The 22,136-nt window shown below is 68.1% G+C and carries 23 protein-coding genes; 9 read left to right on the forward strand and 14 right to left on the reverse strand.

The features are described from left to right. The first annotated feature begins 32 nt into the window (after positions 1 to 32). Together ABD024_RS05185 and panE are read left to right on the forward strand one after the other, a co-directional pair. A complete protein-coding gene (locus tag ABD024_RS05185) occupies positions 33 to 947 on the forward strand; it encodes a 1-acylglycerol-3-phosphate O-acyltransferase, YihG family (RefSeq protein WP_343850345.1) in 915 nt (304 codons plus the stop codon). A 1-nt stretch (position 948) separates the two neighbouring features. Further along, complete coding sequence (panE, locus tag ABD024_RS05190; RefSeq protein WP_343850347.1) at positions 949 to 1,881, forward strand: 2-dehydropantoate 2-reductase; 933 nt, start codon at positions 949 to 951, stop codon at positions 1,879 to 1,881. Positions 1,882 to 1,982: 101 nt separating this feature from the next. On the opposite strand, the gene ABD024_RS05195 is transcribed toward panE, so the two are convergent. Beyond that, on the reverse strand, positions 1,983 to 4,019 hold the full coding sequence (locus ABD024_RS05195) for a M13 family metallopeptidase (protein ID WP_343850349.1): 2,037 nt from the start codon (positions 4,017 to 4,019) through the stop codon (positions 1,983 to 1,985). A 168-nt stretch (positions 4,020 to 4,187) separates the two neighbouring features. Here ABD024_RS05195 and ABD024_RS05200 point away from each other — a divergent pair, with 168 nt between their 5' ends. Genes ABD024_RS05200 through ABD024_RS05210 form a run of 3 tightly spaced genes read left to right on the forward strand, consistent with a single transcriptional unit; the run spans position 4,188 to position 5,874 of the window. Next, on the forward strand, positions 4,188 to 4,736 hold the full coding sequence (locus ABD024_RS05200; protein WP_343850351.1) for a GNAT family N-acetyltransferase: 549 nt from the start codon (positions 4,188 to 4,190) through the stop codon (positions 4,734 to 4,736). Further along, positions 4,733 to 5,047, forward strand: a complete 315-nt coding sequence (locus ABD024_RS05205) for a non-heme iron oxygenase ferredoxin subunit (protein ID WP_343850353.1) — start codon at positions 4,733 to 4,735, stop codon at positions 5,045 to 5,047. The genes ABD024_RS05200 and ABD024_RS05205 overlap by 4 nt, the downstream gene beginning before the upstream one ends. Positions 5,048 to 5,100: 53 nt before the next feature. Continuing rightward, complete coding sequence (locus ABD024_RS05210) at positions 5,101 to 5,874, forward strand: CPBP family intramembrane glutamic endopeptidase (RefSeq protein WP_343850355.1); 774 nt, start codon at positions 5,101 to 5,103, stop codon at positions 5,872 to 5,874. On the opposite strand, the gene ABD024_RS05215 is transcribed toward ABD024_RS05210, so the two are convergent. Next, a complete protein-coding gene (locus ABD024_RS05215; RefSeq protein WP_343850357.1) occupies positions 5,848 to 6,630 on the reverse strand; it encodes a MipA/OmpV family protein in 783 nt (260 codons plus the stop codon). The two genes, ABD024_RS05210 and ABD024_RS05215, sit on opposite strands and share 27 nt — an antisense overlap. A 139-nt stretch (positions 6,631 to 6,769) precedes the next feature. Between ABD024_RS05215 and ABD024_RS05220 the strand changes: the two genes are divergently transcribed. Next, entirely contained in the window at positions 6,770 to 7,471 is a 702-nt protein-coding gene (locus ABD024_RS05220; protein ID WP_343850359.1) for an MtnX-like HAD-IB family phosphatase, read from the forward strand. Between the two features lie 47 nt (positions 7,472 to 7,518). Beyond that, the gene (locus tag ABD024_RS05225; protein WP_343850361.1) at positions 7,519 to 8,922 is read left to right on the forward strand and encodes an aspartate aminotransferase family protein; all 1,404 of its coding nucleotides are present in this window, start codon (positions 7,519 to 7,521) and stop codon (positions 8,920 to 8,922) included. 83 nt (positions 8,923 to 9,005) lie between these two features. Here ABD024_RS05225 and ABD024_RS05230 read toward each other — a convergent pair whose 3' ends face one another. Further along, positions 9,006 to 10,238, reverse strand: a complete 1,233-nt coding sequence (locus tag ABD024_RS05230) for a beta-ketoacyl-[acyl-carrier-protein] synthase family protein (protein WP_343850364.1) — start codon at positions 10,236 to 10,238, stop codon at positions 9,006 to 9,008. After that, a complete protein-coding gene (locus ABD024_RS05235; protein ID WP_343850366.1) occupies positions 10,238 to 10,510 on the reverse strand; it encodes an acyl carrier protein in 273 nt (90 codons plus the stop codon). Before ABD024_RS05235 ends, ABD024_RS05230 begins: the two co-directional genes overlap by 1 nt. A 68-nt stretch (positions 10,511 to 10,578) precedes the next feature. Here ABD024_RS05235 and ABD024_RS05240 point away from each other — a divergent pair, with 68 nt between their 5' ends. Further along, the gene (locus tag ABD024_RS05240) at positions 10,579 to 11,649 is read left to right on the forward strand and encodes a GNAT family N-acetyltransferase (protein ID WP_343850368.1); all 1,071 of its coding nucleotides are present in this window, start codon (positions 10,579 to 10,581) and stop codon (positions 11,647 to 11,649) included. Beyond that, complete coding sequence (locus ABD024_RS05245; RefSeq protein ID WP_343850370.1) at positions 11,642 to 12,523, forward strand: arginase family protein; 882 nt, start codon at positions 11,642 to 11,644, stop codon at positions 12,521 to 12,523. Before ABD024_RS05240 ends, ABD024_RS05245 begins: the two co-directional genes overlap by 8 nt. A 2-nt stretch (positions 12,524 to 12,525) precedes the next feature. Here ABD024_RS05245 and ABD024_RS05250 read toward each other — a convergent pair whose 3' ends face one another. The 10 genes from ABD024_RS05250 to ABD024_RS05295 all read right to left on the reverse strand — a co-directional run bounded on the left by ABD024_RS05250 (position 12,526) and on the right by ABD024_RS05295 (position 21,966). Further along, positions 12,526 to 13,737 (reverse strand): DegT/DnrJ/EryC1/StrS family aminotransferase, encoded by a 1,212-nt coding sequence (locus ABD024_RS05250; RefSeq protein WP_343850372.1) that lies wholly within the window; start codon positions 13,735 to 13,737, stop codon positions 12,526 to 12,528. A gap of 20 nt (positions 13,738 to 13,757) precedes the next feature. Next, the gene (locus ABD024_RS05255) at positions 13,758 to 14,156 is read right to left on the reverse strand and encodes a DMT family transporter (protein WP_343850374.1); all 399 of its coding nucleotides are present in this window, start codon (positions 14,154 to 14,156) and stop codon (positions 13,758 to 13,760) included. Beyond that, positions 14,153 to 14,533 carry an EamA family transporter gene (locus ABD024_RS05260; RefSeq protein ID WP_343850376.1) on the reverse strand — a complete coding sequence of 127 codons (381 nt, stop codon included), beginning with the start codon at positions 14,531 to 14,533 and terminating at the stop codon, positions 14,153 to 14,155. The genes ABD024_RS05255 and ABD024_RS05260 overlap by 4 nt, the downstream gene beginning before the upstream one ends. Next, entirely contained in the window at positions 14,533 to 15,369 is an 837-nt protein-coding gene (locus ABD024_RS05265) for an alpha/beta hydrolase (RefSeq protein WP_343850378.1), read from the reverse strand. Before ABD024_RS05265 ends, ABD024_RS05260 begins: the two co-directional genes overlap by 1 nt. A gap of 66 nt (positions 15,370 to 15,435) precedes the next feature. Next, complete coding sequence (locus tag ABD024_RS05270; protein WP_343850380.1) at positions 15,436 to 16,416, reverse strand: efflux RND transporter periplasmic adaptor subunit; 981 nt, start codon at positions 16,414 to 16,416, stop codon at positions 15,436 to 15,438. Then, positions 16,413 to 17,165 (reverse strand): ABC transporter ATP-binding protein, encoded by a 753-nt coding sequence (locus tag ABD024_RS05275; RefSeq protein ID WP_343850382.1) that lies wholly within the window; start codon positions 17,163 to 17,165, stop codon positions 16,413 to 16,415. The genes ABD024_RS05270 and ABD024_RS05275 overlap by 4 nt, the downstream gene beginning before the upstream one ends. Before the next feature lie 5 nt (positions 17,166 to 17,170). Then, on the reverse strand, positions 17,171 to 18,301 hold the full coding sequence (locus tag ABD024_RS05280; protein ID WP_343850384.1) for an ABC transporter permease: 1,131 nt from the start codon (positions 18,299 to 18,301) through the stop codon (positions 17,171 to 17,173). Next, the gene (locus tag ABD024_RS05285; RefSeq protein ID WP_343850386.1) at positions 18,301 to 19,755 is read right to left on the reverse strand and encodes a TolC family protein; all 1,455 of its coding nucleotides are present in this window, start codon (positions 19,753 to 19,755) and stop codon (positions 18,301 to 18,303) included. The genes ABD024_RS05280 and ABD024_RS05285 overlap by 1 nt, the downstream gene beginning before the upstream one ends. Positions 19,756 to 19,849: 94 nt before the next feature. Next, positions 19,850 to 21,277, reverse strand: a complete 1,428-nt coding sequence (locus ABD024_RS05290; protein ID WP_343854510.1) for a sensor histidine kinase — start codon at positions 21,275 to 21,277, stop codon at positions 19,850 to 19,852. Beyond that, positions 21,277 to 21,966, reverse strand: coding sequence for a response regulator (locus tag ABD024_RS05295; RefSeq protein ID WP_343850389.1), 690 nt, complete (start codon positions 21,964 to 21,966; stop codon positions 21,277 to 21,279). The genes ABD024_RS05290 and ABD024_RS05295 overlap by 1 nt, the downstream gene beginning before the upstream one ends. Between the last annotated feature and the right edge of the window lie 170 nt (positions 21,967 to 22,136).

The following is a 22,136-nucleotide window of genomic DNA, read 5'->3' on the forward strand; positions in this document are numbered from 1 at the left end:
TGCTTGCCGTTCCTCCTGCCACGACCGACTCCATGTTCGCCAAGCTCCCCGGCCTGATCCGCATCCCGCTGGCGATGCTGCTGCTCGCCCTCAACATCCTGCTGCACGTGACGCCGCTGTTCGCGTTTACCCTGGTCAAGGTGATCGTGCCGATGCGTGGGGTGCGGCTGGCCTGTTCGCGCGTGCTGGTGGTGATCGCGGAGAGCTGGATCGGGGTCAACAGCATCCTGTTCGATGTGTTCACGCGCATCCGCTGGCAGGTGGAAGGGCTGGACGGCTTGCGCCGCGACGGCAACTACCTGGTGCTGTGCAACCACCAGAGCTGGGTGGACATTCCGGTGCTGCAGAAGGTGTTCAACCGGCGCATCCCGTTCCTGCGTTTCTTCCTCAAGAGCCAGCTGATCTGGGTGCCGTTGCTGGGACCGGCGTGGTGGGCGCTGGATTTCCCCTTCATGAAACGCTACTCGAAAGAAACCCTGGTCAGGCATCCCGAACTGCAGGGCAAGGACCGGGAAGCCACCCGCCGCGCCTGCGAGAAATTCCGCCACATGCCGGTGTCGGTGATGAACTTTGTCGAAGGCACCCGCTTCACGCCGGCCAAGCACGATGCGCAGTCTTCGCCCTACCGCCATCTGCTGCGGCCGAAGGCCGGCGGCCTGGCGTTCGTGCTCGACGCGATGGGCGAGGCGCTGCACGCGATTCTCGACGTGACCATCGTCTACCCGCAGGGCCGCCCCACGATGATGGATCTCATCGCCGGCCGCGTGCGCGATATCCGCGTGCACGTGCGCGAGCTGCCGATCGACGCGGCACTGGTGGGCAGCTACGACGAAGACACGGCGTTTCGCGGGCGCGTCAAACTGTGGCTGAATACGCTGTGGAGCGAAAAGGACGCCCAGGCCGGGCGCATGCTGATGGCGGCGGATGCCGCACCGACAGGAGATTGACATGCGCATTCTGATCGTTGGCGCCGGCGCCACCGGCGGTTACTTCGGCGGTCGCCTGCTGCAGCACGGGCGCGACGTGACGTTCCTGGTGCGCGAAAAGCGCGCAGCGCAACTGGCGCAGCATGGCCTGCTGATCCGCAGCGCCACCGGCAACGCCGACCTGCCATCACCGCCCACCGTGCTGGCGAGCGGATTGCGTGCTCCCTACGACCTGATCCTGCTGAGTTGCAAGGCCTATGGCCTGGAGCAGGCGATGGCCGACATCGCGCCGGCGGTGGGGCCGCAGACTGCGATCCTGCCGGTGCTCAACGGCATGCGCCAACTGGACCTGCTGGACGCGCGCTTCGGCGCGCAACACGTGCTGGGCGGGCAGTGCGTGATCGCCGCCACGCTGGATGCGCAGGGCGCCGTGCGGCATCTCAACCAGTTGCATGGCCTCACTTTCGGCGAGCGCGACGGCAGCGCGTCCGCGCGCATGCAGCAGATCACGCAGGCGCTTTCCGATGCGGGCTTCGACGCGCATCCCAGCAGCACGGTCCTGCAGGACATGTGGGACAAGTGGATCTTCCTGGCCACGCTGGCCGGAATCACCTGCCTGATGCGCGGCTCGGTCGGCGATATCGTGGCCGCGCCCGGCGGCAGTGCCGCGGCGCTGCGCCTGCTGGAAGATTGCTGCGCGGTGGCGGAGCGGTCCGGCCATGCGCCAGGCGAGAAGACGATGCAGCGCGCCCGCAGCGCGCTGACCGAGGCCGGTTCCACGCTGACTGCCTCGATGCTGCGCGACCTGCAGCACGGGCATCCGATCGAAGCTGACCACATCGTCGGCGACCTGCTGGCGCGCGCGGATCGGTCGCGCGATGCGCACTCGCTGCTGGCGATCGTGTATGCCCATCTGAAGGTCTACGAAGCGGGCAGGCCGTCGCCGGCCGCATGACAACCATGCTCCGGTAGGGCGGGCACCGCTTCCCTGCGCCGTGGGTACGAAAAAAGCCGCGGCCTTGCGGCCGCGGCTTCGGGTGAGTGGGACGCCGGGACTTACCAGATTTTCACTTGCGTCTCGCCGTCGCGCACCATCGCGTCGCCGCCCTTGCACTGGAACGCCTGCGCGAATTCCGGCATGTTCGACGGCGCACCGATCGCGCGGAATTTCGCCGGTGCGTGCGGGTCGGTGTTGAGCAGGGTCAGTTGCGCTTCGGGGCGGATGCTGCCGCGCCAGACACGGGCCCAGTTCATGAAAAAGCGCTGGTCCTGTGTATAGCCGTCTATCTTGCGGTTCGCTTCGGCCGGATTCTTCGACAGCGCCATTTGCAGCGCGGTGTACGCCGCGTTCAGGCCGCCCAGGTCGCCGATGTTCTCGCCCATGGTGAGCTGACCGTTCACGTGCTTGCCGGGCAGCGCCTCGTAACCGTCGAACTGCGCGCCGAGCTTGGCGGTGCGCGCCTCGAACGCCGTGCGGTCGGCGTCGGTCCACCAGTTGACGTTGTTGCCGCTGGCGTCGAACTTGCTGCCCTGGTCGTCGTAGCCGTGACCCATCTCGTGGCCGATCACCGCGCCGATGCCGCCGTAGTTGATCGCGTCATCCGCGCTGGCGTCGAAGAACGGCGGCTGCAGGATGGCAGCCGGGAACACGATCTCGTTCTTCTGCGCGTTGTAGTAGGCATTCACCGTCTGCGGCGTCATGCCCCAATCGGTGCGGTCGACCGGCTTGCCGATCTTGGCCACGCGGTACGCACGGTTGAACTGGCGTGCCGCCTGCACGTTGGCGTAGTAGTCGTCCGACGTGACGGTGAGGCCGCTCCAGTCGCGCCACTTGGCCGGGTAGCCGATCTTCGGCACGAAGGTCGCCCATTTCTCCAGCGCCTTCTGTTTGGTCGCGTCGCTCATCCATTCCAGTTGTTCGATGCGCGTCCTGAACGCGGCGCTCAGGTTCTTCACCAACTCCTCGGCGCGCTGTTTCGAGCTGGCCGGGAAGTGGTCGACCACGTACAACTGGCCGAGCGCCATGCCCATGCTGCCGTTGGTGGTTTCCAGCACGCGCTTCCAGCGCGGCTGCATCTCCTTCTGGCCGTTGAGTGTCTGCTGCTCGAACGCGAAGTCCTGCTGCTGGAAGGGTGCCGACAGGTACGGAGCCGCATTCGAGATGGCGTGGTAGCGGAAGTAGGCCTGCCAGGTGCTGGCGGGTACGTCGCCCAGCATCTTCTGCATTTCGGCAAAGAATTTCGGTTGCGACAGCGAGAAACCCTTCGTCACGTTGGCGCCCTGCGCCTTGAAGAACCCGGCCCAGTCGAAGTTTGGCGTGACCTTGTCGGCCTCGGCGATGCTGACGAAGTGGTAGCGGTTTTCCGGCTTGCGCATTTCCACCCGCGGCAGCGAGGCGGCAGCCAGGCGCGTCTCGAAGGCCAGCACGGAGGCCGCCTGCTTCTGCGCCTCGGCGGCGCTGACGCCGGTAAGTTCGAGCATCCTGGCGATGTGTGCCACGTAGGCGGTACGGATCTTGGCGAAGTCCGGCTTGCTGTAGTAGTCGGTGGTCGGCAGGCCCAGCCCGCCCTGGCCGGCGTAGGCGATCTCCTGGTTGGAATCCTTGAAGTCCGCGTTGCCGCCGAAGCTGAACAATACCGGTTCGCCGCGGGCATGGCTGTCGCGGATATAGGTGGCCACGTCGGCGCCGTTCTTCAGCGCGGCGATGCGTGCCAGCTGCGGCTTGATCGGGTCGAAGCCAGCCTTGTCGATGGCCGCCTCGTCCATGCCGGAGGCGTACAGGTAGCCGATCTTCTGTTCGATCGAACCGGATTTCGCGTGGGCGGCATGGCTGGAGGCATTTTCGACCAGCTTGCGCTGCACGTTGAGGCTGTCCTCGCGCAGCGCGTCGAACGAACCCCAGCGCGTACGATCGGCGGGGATCGGATGGGCGGCAACCCACTTCGCATTGACGAAGCCGTTGAAGTCGGTGCAGGCCTTGATGCTGCTGTCGATCTCGCGCACGTCGAACGCTGTGGAGGGTGCGGCCAAGGCACTGGTGCCCAGCGTCATCGCCACGGCGAGCGCCAGGGGCTTTGCAAAGCGGTGCTTCATGGGTGGGTTCCTTCGGTGGGCGCACCCGGCCATCCGGGCGTCGCAGAATTCTGCGTAAACGGCAGGCTAGGCAAGACGGTTGCGTGCTGCCCAGTGTCGAAGGTCACGCGCGGGCGCAACTGCTCCAGGTCATGGTCGGCGAAACGGGCGAGGCCTTATCATCCGCCCATGACTGCACAACCCTTACCCGTGTTCCGCGCGGCGACCCTCGCCGACGTCGATGCCATTGTGGCCCTGGTCGAGTCGGCCTACCGCGGCGAATCCGGCCTGCGCGGCTGGACCACCGAGTCGCACCTGCTGGATGGCCAGCGCACCGACGCGGCCGATGTGCGCGCGCTGATCGAACGGCCGGACAGCCGCGTGCTGCTGGCCGAGTCCGCTGGCCGGCTCAAGGCCAGCTGCCATGTCGAGCGCCAGGGCGACACCGGCTACTTCGGCATGTTCGCCGTCGACCCGGTCGAGCAGGGCAGTGGCCTGGGCAAACAGGTGCTGGCCGAGGCGGAGCGAATTGCACGCGAGGAATGGCATTGCCGCGGCATGCGCATGACGGTGATCGTGCAGCGCGAGGAACTGATCGCCTGGTACGGCCGCCGCGGCTACCGGCGCACCGGCGAATACCAGCCGTTTCCCTACGGCGACGAGCGCTTCGGCATCCCCCGCCGTGACGACTTGCGCTTCGAGGTGCTGCGCAAGGACTTCGACGAGGTGGCGGCATGAACGGCTGGGTCCGGGTCGGCACCCGCAGCGACTTTCTGCCGGGCGAATTCAAGGTGGTGTGGGACGGCGATACGCCGATCGCGGTGTACAACATCGATGGCGCGTTGTACGCGGTCGAGGACACCTGCACCCACGACGGCGGCGACCTGGCCGGCGGCGAGGTGTTCGGCTTCGAGGTGGAATGCCCGCGCCACGGCGCACGCTTCGATCTGCGCACCGGTGCGGTGACGAAACCCCCGGCGTACGAGCCGATCGCCAGCTTCCCGGTGCACGAGGAAGACGGCGCGATCTGGACGCGCGACGACCGCTGATATGCTGCGCGCCTTGCTGATGGACTGACGCGACGGCAACAGGGGAAAGTGGCATGACTTGTCGATGGCGGGCGCTGCTGGCGTTCGTGCTGCTGTGGCTTCTGTACCAGGGCGCCGAAGGCGTGGGTGCGCGCTGGTTGCACAGCTTTCCGGTGCAGGCCGGGCTGATGCTGGCCAGTGTCGTGGTGGCGTGGCCGCTGTCGCGCTGGCTCGGTTACCGTGGTTACGCGGCGTATGCGTTGACCGGCGGCAACGGTTTGCGCTGGTGGTTGCCCGGTGGCCTGTTGCTGGCGGTGCTGGCGAAGTTCGGCGCGGCTTGGCTGGGCCTGCATATGGGCGTCTATACGGCTGATGCGCCGTTATCGGCAAGCGTATTTGCCGTGCTGCTGGCTGCATTGCCACTGCTGTTGCTGTCCACCTTCGTGGCGTCGCTGGCCGAGGACATCCTTACCCGCGGTTTCTGGTATCGCGCTACTGGTTTGCGCTGGCGCAGCGGCGTGGTGTTCGTGCTGGTATCCAGCGCGATCTATGTGCTCAACCACATCTATCGACTGGGCAACGGACCGCTGGAATGGCTGCTGCTGTTCTGCTTCGGGCTGACCTACGCGGCGGCACTGTGGCGCAGCGGCAGCCTGTGGGGCGCCGTGGGGCTGCACTGGGGCTGGAACCTGGGCAACGGCGTGCTAGGGGCCGTCATGCCCGTGTCGGTGACGAATGCGCACGCGGCCGCCGGGCTTTCCATCGGCGCGCACCTGCTGATGTTGCTGCTGGTGCTGGCCTTGCCGAAATCGTGCACGAAGTCATCGGTGATAGACGAACGCCAGTGATTCGGACAGCTGCGTGCGCGAGCCGTAGCGGGTGACCAGCGGACTGTCGGCGGCACCGCCGAGCAGGCGCCCGTAGACCAGCACCAGCGCCACGCCGGTGTGCCGGCTGGTGGGCATGAACAGGTCGTACTCCAGCGAGGCGAGCTGGCTGCCGGCGCCGGGTTGCCACGCCGGCACCGACAGGGCGCGCGCGGCTTGCGGACTGATCCCGAAGAAGCGGTTCATTGCCGGCGCGTTCATCGCTTGCCAGTGCAGCGCGACCGTATGTTCGAGCAGACCGATCGACGGCAGGTCCCATTCGGCGTACAGCTCGAGATAGGCGCCGGCGCCGTTGATGTCGTGGCTGAGGTTGCCGCCCACGTCGATCTGCCGGGTGAGCTGCCGTTCCAGGTAACCGCCCAGATTGATGCGCGGCGGCAGCGACGCGATCTTTCCGCGCAGGTTGCCGAGGTCGTCGCGCGAACGCCCCCACTGGTAGTCGCCATGGATGCCGCCGTGCCACGCCGTGCCGCGGATCAGATCGATCTGCAGTCCGTCCAGCGTGGAGAACCTGCCGCGACTAGGCAGTTCGATGTCCAGGTACGGCACCGGCTCGCTGTGCTGGTTCTTTGCGCCGGGCCAGCTGGGCATGCGCTGCAAGCCGGCGCCAACGGCGAACACGGCAGGATCGGTCGCCGCGATGCAGCCCAGTGGCCACAGCAGGCATGTTGCCAGCAGCAGGCGAAGTCGCAACAGAGTGGGGCGGTGGTCGCGCATGGGACAGCAGCATAGGTGCTGTCGACGTGCTTCGGCAGAGGACACGGCGCGTGTACTCAGCATCCGTTCGGAAAGGGGAAAGGGCGCCGAAAGACAGCTTTCCTACGCTGCGTGACATCGTCATTCGAGCGTGCCGTCGATGTCCGTTTCCGGTTGGACCATCCTGTGTGATTTCGACGGCACCATTTCCGTCGAAGACGTGATCGACTCGCTGCTCGATCGTTTCGGCCGCCCCGGCTGGGAAGTGCTGGAACAGGACTGGCGCGCCGGCCGCATCGGTTCGCGCGAATGCATGGCCGGGCAGGTCGATCTGTTGCAGATGAGCCGCGCCGAACTCGACGCGCACTTGGCCGAGGTATGGATCGACCACGCGTTTCCGGGCTTCGTGGCAAAGGCACGCGAGTTGAACGTGCCGATCCACGTGGTCAGCGACGGTCTCGACTACGCGATCCAGAAAATTCTCGACCGCTACGGCTTGAACGACCTGCCGCTGGCGGCGAATCACCTGGCGCCCGCCACGCCGCCGAAGCTGTGGCAGTTGACCTCGCCGTTCCAGGCCGACGGCTGCCGCAGCGGCACCTGCAAGTGCGCCTGCGTGGCACGGGCCCGCGCGGGCGGCGCGAAGACTTTGCTGATCGGCGATGGCGCATCGGATTTCTGCGCCGCCGACCGCGTCGACTTCGTGTTCGCCAAACATCGCCTGATCGAGCATTGCCGCGCCGCCGGTATTCCCTACGTGCCGATCACCGGCTTCGAGGATGCGCTTGAGTTCCTGCCGCAGCTGCTCGACGGCAGCCTGTTCGACCGTCCCCCCGTGCCTGCGCTGGCGACGTCGGCCTGACCGGCGCCGGCCTGCGCGATCCCTCTCCCCCCGACTCCGGACTTCCGATGAATGTTTTCGACAAGAACGCTTCCGTGGTGATCGACGACGCCCAGCTGCTCGCCGACGAGGCGAAGTACAGCTCGTTCGGCGACACCGTGCACTACGTGGACCCGCCGAAGATCTTCCGCACCTGTGAAGGCAGCTACATGTACGACACGGCCGGCGTGCCGTTCCTCGACCTGCAGATGTGGTATTCCGCGGTCAACTTCGGCTACCGCAACCCGCGCCTGGACGACGTGCTGAAGCGGCAGATCGACATCCTGCCGCAGGTGGCTAGCCAGTACCTGCACCAGACCCGCATCGAGCTGGCCAAGACGGTGGCGCTGGACGCGAAGAAGAAGTTCGGCCTGGACGGCCGTGTGCACTTCAACGTGGGCGGCGCGCAGGCGATCGAGGATTCGCTGAAGATCGTGCGCAACGCCCGCAACGGCAAGAGCCTGATGTTCGCGTTCGAGGGCGGCTACCACGGTCGCACGCTGGGTGCCTCGTCGATCACCTCCAGCTACCGCTACCGCCGCCGCTTCGGCCACTTCGGCGAACGCGCGATGTTCATCCCGTTCCCGTACCCGTTCCGCCGCCCGAAGGGCATGACCCCCGAAGAGTATTCCGACGACTGCGTGCGCCACTTTGCGCGCCTGTTCGAGACCGAATACAACGGCGTGTGGGATCCGAAGGTGAACCAGGCGGAATACGCCGCGTTCTACGTCGAGCCGATCCAGGGCACCGGCGGCTACGTGATCCCGCCGATGAATTTCTTCAAGGATCTGAAGAAGGTGCTCGACCAGTACGGCATCCTGCTGGTGGTCGACGAGATCCAGATGGGTTTCTGGCGCACCGGCAAACTGTGGTCGATCGAGCACTTCGGCGTGACGCCGGACGTGATCGTGTTCGGCAAGGCGCTCACCAATGGCCTCAACCCGCTGTCCGGCCTGTGGGCGCGCGAGGAACTGATCAACCCGACGATCTTCCCGCCGGGCTCGACCCATTCCACCTTCAACTCCAACCCGCTCGGTACCGCGCTGGGCCTGGAAGTGATCAAGATGGGCTACGAGCTGGACTACGAGACCAGTGTGCCGAAGAAGGGCGCGCACTTCCTCGAAGGCCTGCGTGACCTGCAGAAGCGGCACAAGGAAATCGGCGACGTCGACGGCCTCGGCTTGGCGCTGCGTGCGGAGATCTGCACGGACGATGGCTTTACGCCGAACAAGGCGCTGCTCGACCGGATGGTCGACATCGGCCTGGCCGGCGATCTCGAGCACAACGGCAGGAAGATCGGCCTCGTGCTCGATGTGGGCGGCTGGTACAAGAACGTGATCACGTTCGCGCCGTCGCTGGAGATCACCCATGAGGAGATCGATCTGGCGATCGCGCTGCTGGACCAGCTGCTGACCAAGGCCAAGAAGGGCTGATGTTGGTCGCATGTGGGTTGCGCGCAAAAGAAACCCGGCGACTTGTCGCCGGGTTCTTTTGTTTGTCGCGGGGTGAAGCCCTGTTACGGCGCGCGCTTGAGCGCCAGCACCGCGTTGAGTCCGCCGAAGGCGAACGAGTTGCTCAGCGCCGCGCGCACCGGCATCTGCCGAGCGACATTCGGCACGTAGTCCAGGTCGCAGGCCGGATCGACCTGGTCGAGATTGGCGGTGGGCGGCACCACGCTGTCGCGCAGCGCGCCGATCACCGCCACCAGCTCCAGCGCGCCGGAGGCGCCCAGCGCATGGCCGTGCATCGACTTGGTCGAGGACACCGCGAGGCGTTCGGCATGCGCGCCAAAAGCGAGCCGGATGGCATTGCTCTCGGTGACGTCGTTGGCCTGGGTACCGGTGCCGTGGGCGTTGATGTAGTCGACGTCCTGCGGTGCGAGGCCGGCATCGTCCAGCGCCTGGCGCATGGCGGCGGCGGCGCCGGCGGCGCTGGGCATCACGATGTCGGTGGCGTCGGCGGTCATGCCGCTGCCGGCCAGCTCGGCCAGGATGGTGGCGCCGCGCGCTTGCGCGTGTTCCATGGATTCCAGCACGAAGATGCCGGCGCCCTCGCCGAGCACCAGGCCGCGCCGGTTGATACTGAACGGGCGGCAGGTGTCGTCGGCCAGCACGCGCATGGCTTCCCAGGCACGCAACGCGCCATAGGTGAGGCAAGCCTCGGTGCCACCGGTGATGGCGACGTCGGCGAGGCCCCAGCGGATCATCTGCGCCGCCTGGATGATCGCGTGGTTGGCCGAGGCGCAGGCGCTGGCCACCGCGAAGGTGGGCCCGTGAAGGCCCCAGGCAATGCTGATCTGGCTGGCCGAGGCGTTCGTCATCAGCCGCACGATGGTCAGCGGATGCGCGCGGGCGGCATTCTCCCCGTACAGGCGTCGGCTCTGTTCGTCCTGGGTGGTTTCGCCGCCCACGCCGGTGCCCACGATCACCGCAGTGCGCAAGCCGAGCTGATCCTGGCGGAAGTCCAGCCCGGATTGCGCGACCGCCTCGCGTGCCGCGTGCAGCGCGAATTCCGAAGTGCGGTCAAGCATCGGCAGCGTACGCTCGTCGATGTTCGCCGCCGGGTCGAAGCTGTCGGGTACCTGCGCGGCGACCTTCACGCGCAACCGTTCGGCGTCGGGGTGGTGCAGCGGGCCGATCGCGCTGCGGCCTTCGCGCAGGCCCTGCCACAGCGCCTCGGCGCCGACGCCGAGCGGGCTGATCGCACCCATGCCGGTGATCGCCACGCGGCGCAAGGTGGGGCTTTGCATCACTTCGAGCCCTCATCGGCAGCGGCCTTGTCGGTCAGCGCCTTTTGCACCGCATCGACCAGGTTCTGCGCGGTGTCGCTGTCGAAGTTGGCGCCCTGCTGGTCGGGGAAATTGATGTTGAAGTGTTCCTCGATGTCGAAGATCAACTCGATCGCCTCCAGCGAGGCCACGCCCAGATCCTTCAGGGTGGACTCGGGCTTCACATTGGCCACGTCGGTCTTGGCCTGCTTGGCGATGATTTCGAACACTTGCTGCTGGATGGTGTCGTTCATGGCGGAGAGATCCCTGGCGGCTGGCGGCAATGTCATGTCCCGATCAGTCTAGGCAGGCTGGCTTACTCATGCCTTTCATCGCACAACTCGAACCCGATGCCCTGCTGGGTGCCTTCATGGCGCACCCGCCGGCCGGCTTCGTGGCCGGCCATTCGGCGCAGGGCATGCCGGTATTCGTGGCGCCGTTCGACCTGCTGACCACGGCCGACGACGCGCTGCGCCGACGGATCACCGGTCTGCCGGGCTACCGCCGCTGGGGTCGCCTGTTGCGCTGGCGCACGCGCTTCGCCGGCACCACCGTGTCCGAATACGTGCCGCTGCCGCCGGACGTGGAGCCCGCCGCCCTGGCGCAAGGGTTGAAAGCCGCGTACGGGCGGGAGTGCCGGCTGCTGATCGTCAAGGACATCGCGCAGGATTCGCCGCTGCTGGGCGAGGCGGCGAACGCTCATGCGCGCGCCTTCGCCGAAGCCTGCGTGGCCGAAGGCTTCGTGCTGCTGGACGGCCAGGCGCTGGCGTGGGTGCCGATCGACTTCGATTCCAATGACGAGTATCTGGCGCGGCTGTCGTCCGGGCGCCGGAAGAACATCCGGCGCAAGCTGCGCTCGCTGGCCGAGCTGGAGATCGAGGCGGTGCCGACCGGCGATGCGCGCTTCCACGACGAGGCCACGCTGGCCGCGTTCCAGGCGCTGTTCGACAATGTGTATGCGCAAAGCGAGGTCCACTTCGACCGACTGGACGCGGCGTTCTTCCGCGCCGTGCTGCAGGATGGCGGGAGCGGCGGCGTGGTGTTCGTCTATCGCCATGCCGGGGAGATGATCGGCTGGAATCTCTGCTACGAGTACGGCGGCAAGCTGATCGACAAGTACGTCGGCTTCGCCTACCCGCAGGCGCGCGAGCACAACCTGTACTTCGTCAGCTGGATGCACAATCTCGACTATGCGCGCCGGCGCGGGCTCAGCCACTACGTGGCCGGCTGGACCGACCCGGAAGTGAAAGCCTTCCTCGGCGCCCGCATGACCTTCACCCGTCACGCGGTGTATGCGCGCAACCCGCTGCTGCGGGCGCTGCTGCGCCGGCTGGGCGGCCATTTCGAAAGCGATCGCCGCTGGCAGGCAGCCACGGAGGCCAACGATGAGTAATCTGGCCCATCGCCCGGTGGTACTCGACATCGACCGTTCGGTCGGGCCGTTGCCGAATCGGCTGGTGCTGCCGCTGGAGCATTGGCAGGAAGCGATCCGCTTCGGTTGCTCGCTGGCGACGATGCGGCGCTTCGGCAGCATGCTGGATGAATTGCTGCCGGCCGACTACGGCACGGTGTTCACCGGCAGCGGCGACTTCCATCACCTCAGCTGGCCGTTGATCGCGCGCCAGCAGGCGCAGGCGCCGTTCCAGGTCGTGGTGCTGGACAACCACCCGGACAACATGCGCTTTCCGTTCGGCGTGCATTGCGGCTCGTGGGTGCGCAAGGTGGCGATGCTGCCGCAGGTCAGTCACGTGCACGTGCTCGGCATCACGTCGTCCGACATCGGCAGCGGCCACGCATGGGAGAACTACCTCACACCGCTGCGGCGCGGCAAGCTGAGCTACTGGAGCATCGGAGTGGACACCGGCTGGTCGCGTCGGCTCGGTCTGGCGCAGGCCTTCCGCAGTTTCGATACGCCGGGGGCGATGGTCGATGCGTTCGTGGAGTTGCAGCGCACGCAGGCCGCGCCAAGCTACCTGTCGATCGACAAGGACGTGTTCGCCCCCGTCGTGGCGCAGACCAACTGGGATCAGGGCCGGCTGCAGCTCGACCACGCCCTGGCGCTGATCGGCAGCCTGCGCGAGGGACTGGTCGGCAGCGACATCAACGGTGAGGTGTCGCGTTACCGCTACCGCAGTTGGTGGAAACGCCGGTTGTCCGCGCTGGATGCGCAACCGGACATCGATCCTGCGCGACTGAACGACTGGCAGGCGCAGCAGCACGCGCTGAACTTGCAGCTTCTGGCCGCCATCGCGCGGCACTGCGGTTGAGCTCAGCGCAGTACGGCTTCCAGCGCACTGCAGACTGCCTCGAAATCCGCGTCGGTCATCCACGGACTGTTGCCGATGGTGAGGCTGCGTGCGGCGAAATCACGGGCGTGCGGCACCTCCTGCGCCGGCACGATGCCGGCGAGATAGGCGTAGTCGGGCAGGGCATGGATGAACAGGCGGCTGACGCCGTAGCCGGATGACCACAACTGATCCAGCGCGGCATCGCGACGTTTTTGATCGGGTAGTAAAAGCAGTAAAAACGGCCAGGTGCCGCGGGCACCGGCGGGGTCGCCGAACAGTTCGACGCCGCCGATCTGGCGCAGCCGCGGCAGGCGTCGCTGCGCTTGCGCCGACAGCTGATCGAGAAACGCCGGCAGGCGGGTGGCGGCATGTGCGCCGACGGCCTGGCGCCAACGGCCGACGCGGTGCAACGGAATCGTCGGCGGGAAGTCGTCGCCCACGGCGGCGACCGGGTCGCCGCGGCGCAGGGCGCGGCGCAGTGGCGCGCCATAGGCCAGGCGCAGGCCCCGCGGTCGGTACAGCGCGGTGTAGCCGAGCAGCTCGACGCTGCGCCGCCACTCCCAGTCGGAGCGGCGCGGCACAAGGCGTGCGGCGGTGCGCGCCAGCCGTTCGCGCAGCGACGGGTCGCGCGTCAGCAGCAGTCCGCCTTCGTAGATCGACAGGCCCTTGCCGGCGGCCAGGCTGAAAAATCCCACGTCGCCGGCCAGTCCCACGCTGACGCCGTTGCGGCGAGCGCCCAGCGCCTGGGCGGCGTCCTCGATCACGTACGCGCCGACGCTGCGTGCCACGGCGAGCGCATCGTCGACGTCGGCGACGCGGCCGGCGAGGTGGGTGGGCATGATCGCCAGCGTGCGCTCGTCGCAGGCGGCGCGCAGCGCGGCGGGACCCATGTCGTAATGGCCGTGGCGCAGGTCGCACAGTTCCAGTTCCAGCCCGGCCTGCTGCACGGCGATTGCCACCAGCGGACAGGTGAACGCCGGTACCACCACACGGCGGCGCTGTGGCTGCAGTTCGCGCAATGTGGTCAGTGCGATCAGCAGCGCAGCGGTGCCGGAGCATTCCAGTTGCAGCGGTGGCGTGCCCAGCAGCGCGGCGACGTCGTCAGCCAGGGTCGGTGCGCCCGGGCGCAGATCGCTCATCCGCAGCGGCAGGCCGGCGGTGGGCGGCAGTTCGTGAGGGCGGCGGGGCAGCATGGGCGCAGCTTAGCCGGTGCTCAGGTGGCGACGGTTTCCGCCACCTGATACTCGCGGTCTTCGGCCACGCCCAGGCAGACGATGCCGGCGATGATCGCGATGGCACCCAGGACGCGAGCAAGGTCGAGGTGTTCGTCGAACAGCCAGATCGACAGCAGCATCACCGACACCACTTCCAGGTGCGAGGCGGCGAAGGCGGGGCCGATCGGCGCGTGTTTCAGCAGCGCCATCCAGGTGAAGAACGCACCGACGTAGCCGATCACCGCGCCGTACACCCACGGCTGGCCGAACACGCGCAGCAGCCACGCCAGGCTGGCCGCTACCGGCAGCGCCTGGCTGCCGGCGTACTTGAAGCTGATCTGCGCGAGGGTGTCGAAGCCCATCAGCAGCAGGAAACCGAACAGGTAGAAGCGCTTCATCCGCCGACTCCCACGATCGCCACGCCAAGCGTGACCAGCAGGATCCCGGCGACCCGCAGCCGGGTCAGCTGCTCGCCGAACAGGAAACGCCCGGCGATCATGATCGCCACGATGTTGATCGAGCCCAGCAGCACGCCTTCGGAAAGCGGGACCAGCGACAGGAACGCGATCCACACCAGGAACTCGACCACGTAGCTGCCGATGCCGAGCCACAGCCAGGGTCTGGATGCCATGTGTTTCCAGCGCGCCAGGCCGTCGCCGGCGGCCTTGTCGCCGGCGGCCGCCTTGAACGCCAGCTGGCCGCCGGTGTCGAGCACGATGTTGAGCAGCCACAGGCCCGCGACGAGGGTGGAGATGGAGCCCTCCGCCGGCATCATCAGGCCGCGGCGCGCTGCATGTCGTTCGACGCGACGATGCCGTCGAAGAACGCGGCCGAGCGATCGATCAGGGTGCGCCGTTCCTTGTCGATGGTGATCATGTGGTAGCTGTCGTCGAGCAGCAGCAGTTCGGTCGGTGCGCTGACTTCGCGCATCACCAGCTGGGCGTTCTTCAGGCTGGCGACGTCGTCGTCGCTGGCGTGCGCGACCAGGCAGGGCGAAGTGACCTGGCGCAGCTGGCGGCGCACGCTGGCGGCCAGGCCGTACATCTCGGCCAGCGAGTACCACGGGTTGCCGGGCAGGCCGGCGGCGGCGCTGTCGCCGCTGAGCATCGCGGTGCTGACCTGCGCGCGCAGGCGCTCGTCGCGGATCCCGTAGGGCGGCTGTTCCATGAAGCTGCGATCGCGGCCGATGCCGAGTTTCTTCAGCAGCGGCAACAGGAACGACAGTCGCGCCAGCGGCGGGATGCTCCAGCCGTCGTAGCGGAAGGTGGCGCCGTACACGCCCACGCCGGCGATCCGCCCGGGCCGGTCCGCGGCCAGTTTCAGCGCCAGCAGTGCGCCCATCGAGAGGCCGCCGACGAACAACTGGTCGACCTTGCCGAGCATCGCGTCGGCGGCCTGCTCGACGCTGGCATACCAGTCGCGCCAGCCGGTGGCGAGCAGGTCGTCGACGTCGCCGCAATGGCCGGCCAGCTGCATGCCGTGCACGGTGAAGCCGGCGCGGTTCAGGCCCTTGCCGAGCAGCTTCATTTCCATCGGCGTGCCGGTGAGGCCGTGGATCAGCAGCACGCCGCGGCGTCCACCTTCGAAGAAAAAGTCAGTCTGCTGGATCACGCGGTTGCCCTGTGGGATGGATCGCGGCGGTTTTCATGCGAACAATGTTCGCAGCCGGCGGTTTCCTCAGTCTTTCGACGCGGTGGCGACCGGCGCCGCGGCGTGGCCGAAACGCACCGTCACGCGCTGGCCGATGCGCAAGTTCCGGGTTTGATCGGAGTCGGGCTGGTCGAACGCCAGCACGCATTCCACCGTGCGCGCGTTGGCGCGTATCTGCGGGTCGTTCTCCAACGTGGCCGGCCCGTAGACCTGGCCGACGCGCAGCACGTGCGCGCTCCAGCGGGCATGGTCGCCACCGCTGTCGGCGACCACCTCGGCCGGCATGCCCGGTTGGATCGCCGCGGCGAAACTGTCGTTGAGTTCGGCGCGGACGATCCGCGGTTTCTGCGGCAGCAGGGTGAACAACGGTCCGGATGCGGGCGACACGCTGGCGCCGGGCTGGGCCGACACTCGCACCACGTCGGCGTCGAACGGGGCGAACAGGCTGCGCTGCTTCAGTTCGTAGCGGGCTTCGTCCAGCTTCTGGCCGGCCATGCTCAGCGCCGCATGGGCGGACTGCCGATCGGCATCGACCTGTGCCGCCGCCTCGCGCGCATCGTCGGCGCTCTGGCCATCGCCGGCACCGGCGGCGGCGGCCGCGACCAGTCGCTGGGCACGCTGCTGCGCCGCGGCCTGTTTGATCGCGAGCAGCTTCAACTGCGCCTGTGCCTGCTCGAGTTGCGCCTGCGCGGCTTCGACCGCCAGCGTGGCCGGCTCGGTATCCAGCGCCGCCAGCAACTGACCCTGCCTGACGTGGTCGCCTTCATGCACGGCGACCTTGGCAAGTGTGCCTTCGCGCGGCATCGACAGGCTCAGCAGGCCGCCTTCGATGTCGACCTTGCCGCGTGCGACGGCAGCGTAGGCGGTCGCGGGTTGCGCGTTGGCGCTCGGTGCATCGGCGGAGCGGGAGCAGCCAGCCAGCCATGCCAGCGTCAACGCAAGACAGCCATACCCGAGCAGCTGCATGCCGGTCGGGTGCCGTGACGGACGGATGGCGGACGGCTTCATGACGGAATTTCCTTGCTGTCGATGCGCGGCGCATGAGTACGCCGGTCGCTGAGGATGCGGCCGTCTTCCATCGCCAGCACGCGGTCGGCGTGGACGACCAGGCGCGGATCGTGACTGACGCACAATACCGTGGTGCCGTGGGCGTGGGCGATCCGGTGCAGGATGTCGATGATGATCTGGCCGTTGGCGGCGTCGAGAGCGCTGGTCGGTTCGTCGGCGAACAGCAGCTCGGGCTGCTTGGCCAGCGCGCGGGCGATCGCCACGCGCTGCTTCTCGCCGCCGGACAGCTCGGACGGGCGCAGCCGCATGCGGTGCGCCAGGCCGACTTCCTCCAGCGACTGCTGCGCGCGCCGGCGCGCCTCGTCGCGCGACAGGCCCATGTGGTTTAGCGGCAGCTCGACCTGCTCGAATGCGGAGAGCGCGGGGAACAGGTTGAAGCCCTGGAACACGAAGCCGGTGTGCTGCAGGCGGAAGCGTTCCAGCGCGCGCAGGTCGAGCTGGCCCAGTTCGCTGCCGAGCGCCCACACGCGGCCACTGTCGACCTTCTGCAGGCCGCTGAGGATCGCCAGCAGGGTGCTCTTGCCGCAGCCGGACGGCCCGGAGATCAGGGTCAGCTCGCCGGCGTCGATGCTGAGCGAGAAGCCGTCCAGCACCTGCGTGCGCTGGTGGCCGGAGACGAACGCCTTGCTGACGTTGTCGGCCTGCAGGGCAGGTGTGTGCAGCGGCTCGCTGGCGGGGACGGGATGCATCGCGACTATCTCAGCAAGGTGGCGGGGTCGGCGCGACGCAGGCTGCGCATCGCGGCCAGGCCGGAGACGGCGGCAAGGCCGAGCACCAGGATGATGCAGGCCAGTGCCGCCGGAACATTCAGAACCACCGGCACGTCCTGGCTGCGTGCCAGCAGCATCAGCACGATGCCGAACACGCTGGCGCCGAGCAGGCCCAGCGCGCCGACCCAGAACGCCTGCTCCAGCACCACCTTGCGCAGTGCGCCCACGCCTACGCCGAGCGCGTTGAGGGTGGCGTATTCGCGCACCGAGCCGTTGACAGCGGCGATCAGGGTCTGGCTGGTGATCACCGCGCCGACCAGGAACACGATGCCGGCCAAGAACAGCACGCCGGCGCCGGCGCCGGTATCGAACAGCCAGTAGCGCACCGAGAGGTTGGCGAAATCGCCGGCGCTCCAGGTCGTGTACGGGCCGAAGGCAGTGTCGCCGCGCAGGCGCATGGCCACCGCTTCGGCCTGGGTCGGGTCATGCAGTTTCGCCACCAGGTAGGTCGGGCCGGTGTCGGTCGGGTCGTTGTCCAGTCGGCGTGCGGTATCCAGCGAGCACAGCACGTTGACCCCGCCGAGCGCACGCAGGCCGCTGCTGATGCCGACCACGCGCACCTGCTGGCCGTTGATGGTGGCGGTCTGGCCGATGTCGACGCCGAGCTGGTCCTGCGCGGAGCGGTCGATCACGATCGCGTCCGGTTCGGCAAGCCGCGCGCGCAGCGCCGGCGAAAGTGCCCTGGAGAACATCAGCCCGTCGGCGGCCGGGTCGATGCCGGAGACGAACACTGAGACGCCACCGGTCTCGCGCGGCCCGCGCCAGTCGCCGTCGACCCACAGATACGGCTCGACCCGCTGCACCGCCGGGTCCATCAGCAGGCGCGATTCCACGTCGGCGTCGATCGCGCGACCCAGGCTCACGCTCTGCGTGCCGGGGTAACCCACCCACACGTCGGCCGACGAGCCGGTGATGTACAGGCTGGTGCTGCCGAAAATGCCCAGCACCAGCGCGATCTGCAGCAGCTGCAGCAGACCGGCGAAGCCGACCGCCAGCATCGCCGGCAGGAAGCGCCGCCATTCGTAGATCAGCGTCTTGCGCGCGAGGGCGACCATCAGCGCGGCGTTCCGTGCGTGTCGGCGGACGCCTGCGGCGTGGCCGGTTCCGTCTCCGGTATGGGCAGCGGTGCGCCGCCCAGCGCCTTGAACAAGGCCACGTAGGCGAGGCTGCGTGCGGCGCGGGCGTCGGCCAGTTCGAGCGCGGCTTGGTCGGCAGCGACCCGGCTGTCGACGCGATCGAGCGGGCTGCCCAGGCGCAATCCGGCGCGCACCTGCACGGCCCGGTCGGCGTGTTGCAGCGCCCGCCAAGCCAGCATGTCCTGCTGCTCGCGCTGGCGTTGCTGCTGCAGGCTGGCCAGCGCGGTTTCCACCTCGGCCACGCCTTGCAGCACGGCCTGCCGGTAGGCCAGCACGCTGGCTTTCAGCTCGTGGGCCTTGGCGTGCGTGGCGGCCAGCCGCATGCCCCAGTCGAACAGCGGAATATCGATCACCGGCCCCAGCGAAGCGATGCCGTTCGGGGTGGTGGAAAAGCGGTGGTTGTTGTTGATGTCGGTGGCCCAGACCATCGAGGCGCCGAGGCCGATGCTGGGGAACAGATCAGCGTGGGTCAGCGCCAGTTCGCCGGCGGTGCGCAGCACGTCCGCCTCGGCGCGGGCGATCTCGGGCCGTGTGCGCAACAGCTCGGCCGGGGTGCCGTCGAGTCGCCAGGCGCCCAGCTCGGGCGCCGTGCCCGCTTGCAGCCACGCAGGATCGGGATGGTTCTGCCCGAGCAGCACGGCCAGGCGCTGCGCGCTGGCGTCGATCGCCTGACGTGGCGCAGCCAGGGCGGCTTCGGCCTGCGCCCAGGCGGCCTGCGCCTGGTCCACCGCCCCGGGTGCCGCCAGCTGCAGACGTTGCCGCGTCCGCTGCAGTTCCCATGCGTGCCGGCGCTGCCGGCTGATCCGCTGCAGCAACTGTTCCTGCTGCTGCGCGGTGCGCAGGTCGATCCACTCGCGCACCACTTCGGCGACCAGGGTGACCCGGGCGGCATGCAGGTCCGCCACGCCGGCGTCCAGCGCGCCCTGCGATTCGCGCCGGGTGCCTTCGGCGCGGCCGAACAGACCCAGTTCCCAGCTGGCGTCGAAACCGGCCACGAAGAACGAGGCGCTGGCGTCCGGATCGATCGCGTCGTTGGTACGTGCATCCAGCGCCGGCAGGTAGCGCGCGTGGGCGCGCTCGTGCAGGGTGCGCACGGCGCGAAGCCGTTCGACCGCTTGCGCCACGTCGAGGTTGTTGGCCAGCGCACGGTCGACCAGGGCGTCGAGGCGGGGATCGGCGAACGCGTGCCACCAGCCGTGCAGGTCGGTCGGCTGGGCCGGGTCCGCGGCGACCGCGTGCTGCCATTGCGCGGGCACCGGCGGCGCCAGTCGGGGCAGCGGCGCGGCACAGCCGGCCAGCCCGGACAAGACGACACCAAACACGCACATGCGCAGCCAGCAGTCGTCAGTTGTCTTGCTCAGTCGAAGGGGCACGGTGCGCGGTTTTCCATGGCGATGATCCGAGGCATTGGCGCAGTCGGCATTGGGTGGTGGTCATCCCGCGTCATTGTCGTGGTGGAATCTTTCTTTACCCTGAGACAGGAAAGTGGCCAGCCGGCGAGGCAGGCGCGGGGAAGCGCACTTCCACGCACAGTCCGCGCACTTCGCCGAGCCGGTAGATCACTTCGGCGTGATGCCGCTCGGCGATGCGCTGGACAATCGCCAGCCCCAGTCCGCTGCCTTCCTCGTTGCTGCCGGTGGCGCGGAAGAAGCGCTCGCTCAGCCGCGGCAGCAGTTCGGGCGGTACGCCGGGACCGTTGTCCTCGACGCTGAGGCTGGCGCCACCATCGGCGCGCGCCTGCAGCCTGACGGTGACGGTGCTGCCGCGGCCGGCGTAGCGCACGGCGTTGTCGATCAGGTTGTCCAGCAGGTCCTGCACGCTGGCGGCGTCGCCGAGCACGAACAGCGTCTGGCCGCTGCCCTCGTAGCCCAGGTCCACGCCGGCCCGGATGGCTTCGTGGACGCGTTCGGACACCGCTTCGGGGATGAACCGGGTCAGGTCGAGCAGCGTGCGCTCGCCGGCTTCCAGCGATGGCGCCTGCGCGCGCGTCAACGCCAGCAACTGCGCGGAGGTGCGTGCGGCGCGCTGGGTCAGTCGCCGGATGTGGACAAGGGCGTCGGCCACCGTCTCCGGCCGCGGGTCAGCCATGGCATGTTCGACGTGCAGGCTCAGTCCGGTCAGCGGCGTGCGCAGCTGGTGCGCGGCATCGGCGATGAAACGGTCGTGCAGGGCCAGCGTGGCGCGCAGGCGGCCGAACAGCGCGTCGATGGTGAGCGTCAACGGCTGGATTTCCTGCGGTACATCGGGGCCGTCGATCGGCGTCAATTCATGCGTGCGCGCGGCGAGCCGGGCCGTCAGCGGGTCGAGCACGCGCAGGCCCCGACCGACCCCGAACCAGACCAGCGAAAGCACGCCGGCGATCAGCAGCGCTTGCGTCACGCTGGCCAGCAGCAGGATTTCCCGCGCCTGCTGGTGCCGGTCGCGCAGGGTTTCGGCGACGGTGACGACCAGGCTGTCGCCGGGGTCGTTGCGCATGGCGATGTGCACCGTGGCGGCGCGCAGGACGTGCTTCGCCAACTGCGCGTCGTACAACGCCGGGCGGGCGCCGATGGCCGGCACCTGCGCGGGTTGCGGCAGTTGCCCGTTGCTGGCCAGCAGACCATGCCTAGTGCTGCTCACGGTGAAGTAACTGTGGCCGTCCGGATCGTATTCGAGCAGGAAGCGCGCCTGCGGGGTCAGTTCGCCGTCGAGCTGGTCGTTGCCTAGCATCGTCGCCAGGGTCAGTGCATCGTCGCTGAGGTCGCGATCGTGCACCCGGTTGGCATAGGTCAGCGCCACACCATAGGTCAGCAGCGCATCCAGCAGCAGCAGCACGCCTACCGGGACCAGCAGGACCAACAGCAGGCGCCGGCGCAGACTGGGGCGCAGCGGATACACGCGCGGCGGCGGGTTCATCATGCCTGGCCGTCTCCGGCGTCGCCCATTTCCTCCAGCAGGTAGCCCAGCCCGCGAATCGTGCGCACGCCGGTGCCGCTGCCATGCAGTTTGCGGCGCAGGCGGTGGATCGCGATGTCCAGGCCGTTGTCGGTCAACTCCTGATCCCAGTCGCACAGCGCCGCGATCAGCTGGGCGCGGCTGGTGACGCGCTCCACGCGCAGGGCCAGCGCTTCCAGCAGGCCGAATTCGCGCGCGGTCAGTTCCAGCGGCGCCTGGTCGATCCATGCACGATGCCCGGGCAGGTCCAGCCGCAACCGGCCCAGTTGCAACTCCGGCCGGCCCTGGCTGCTGGCCCGGCGCAGCAGGGCCCGCACACGCGCCTCGAATTCAGCCAGCGCGAAAGGTTTCACCAGGTAATCGTCGGCGCCCAGGTCGAGCAGGCGGATGCGCTCGGCCAGACCGTCACGGGCCGTCACCACCAGCACCGGCATGCCCGTGCCGCGGCGGCGCAGGCGGCGCAGCACTTCGCTGCCGTCGAGCGAGGGCAGGCCCAGATCCAGCACCAGCAGGTCGTAGTCGTGATCGCGCAGTGCGGCGTCGGCCAGGTTGCCCTTGGCGGCATGGTCCACCGCGTGGCCGCCGTGCCGTAGCGACGCACAGATGCCCTCGGCGATGGAGGCATCGTCCTCGGCCAGAAGAATGCGCATGCGCTGGGTGCTCCCGGGTTGCATGGAGGTGGCTGGACGCCAGACTCGTTGAGGGCTTGTTGTTGAGATTGATTCTTGTTTGCGGTCTAATGATCGCCGGCGCAGCCCAAGATTCCGAATTCTGCGCTCATCGAGACCATCCGCGCCCGCCGCAGTTCCCCGGGCAGGTG

The sequence above is a fragment of the Rhodanobacter soli genome, from assembly GCF_039523495.1.
In the GTDB taxonomy this organism is placed as follows: domain Bacteria; phylum Pseudomonadota; class Gammaproteobacteria; order Xanthomonadales; family Rhodanobacteraceae; genus Rhodanobacter; species Rhodanobacter soli.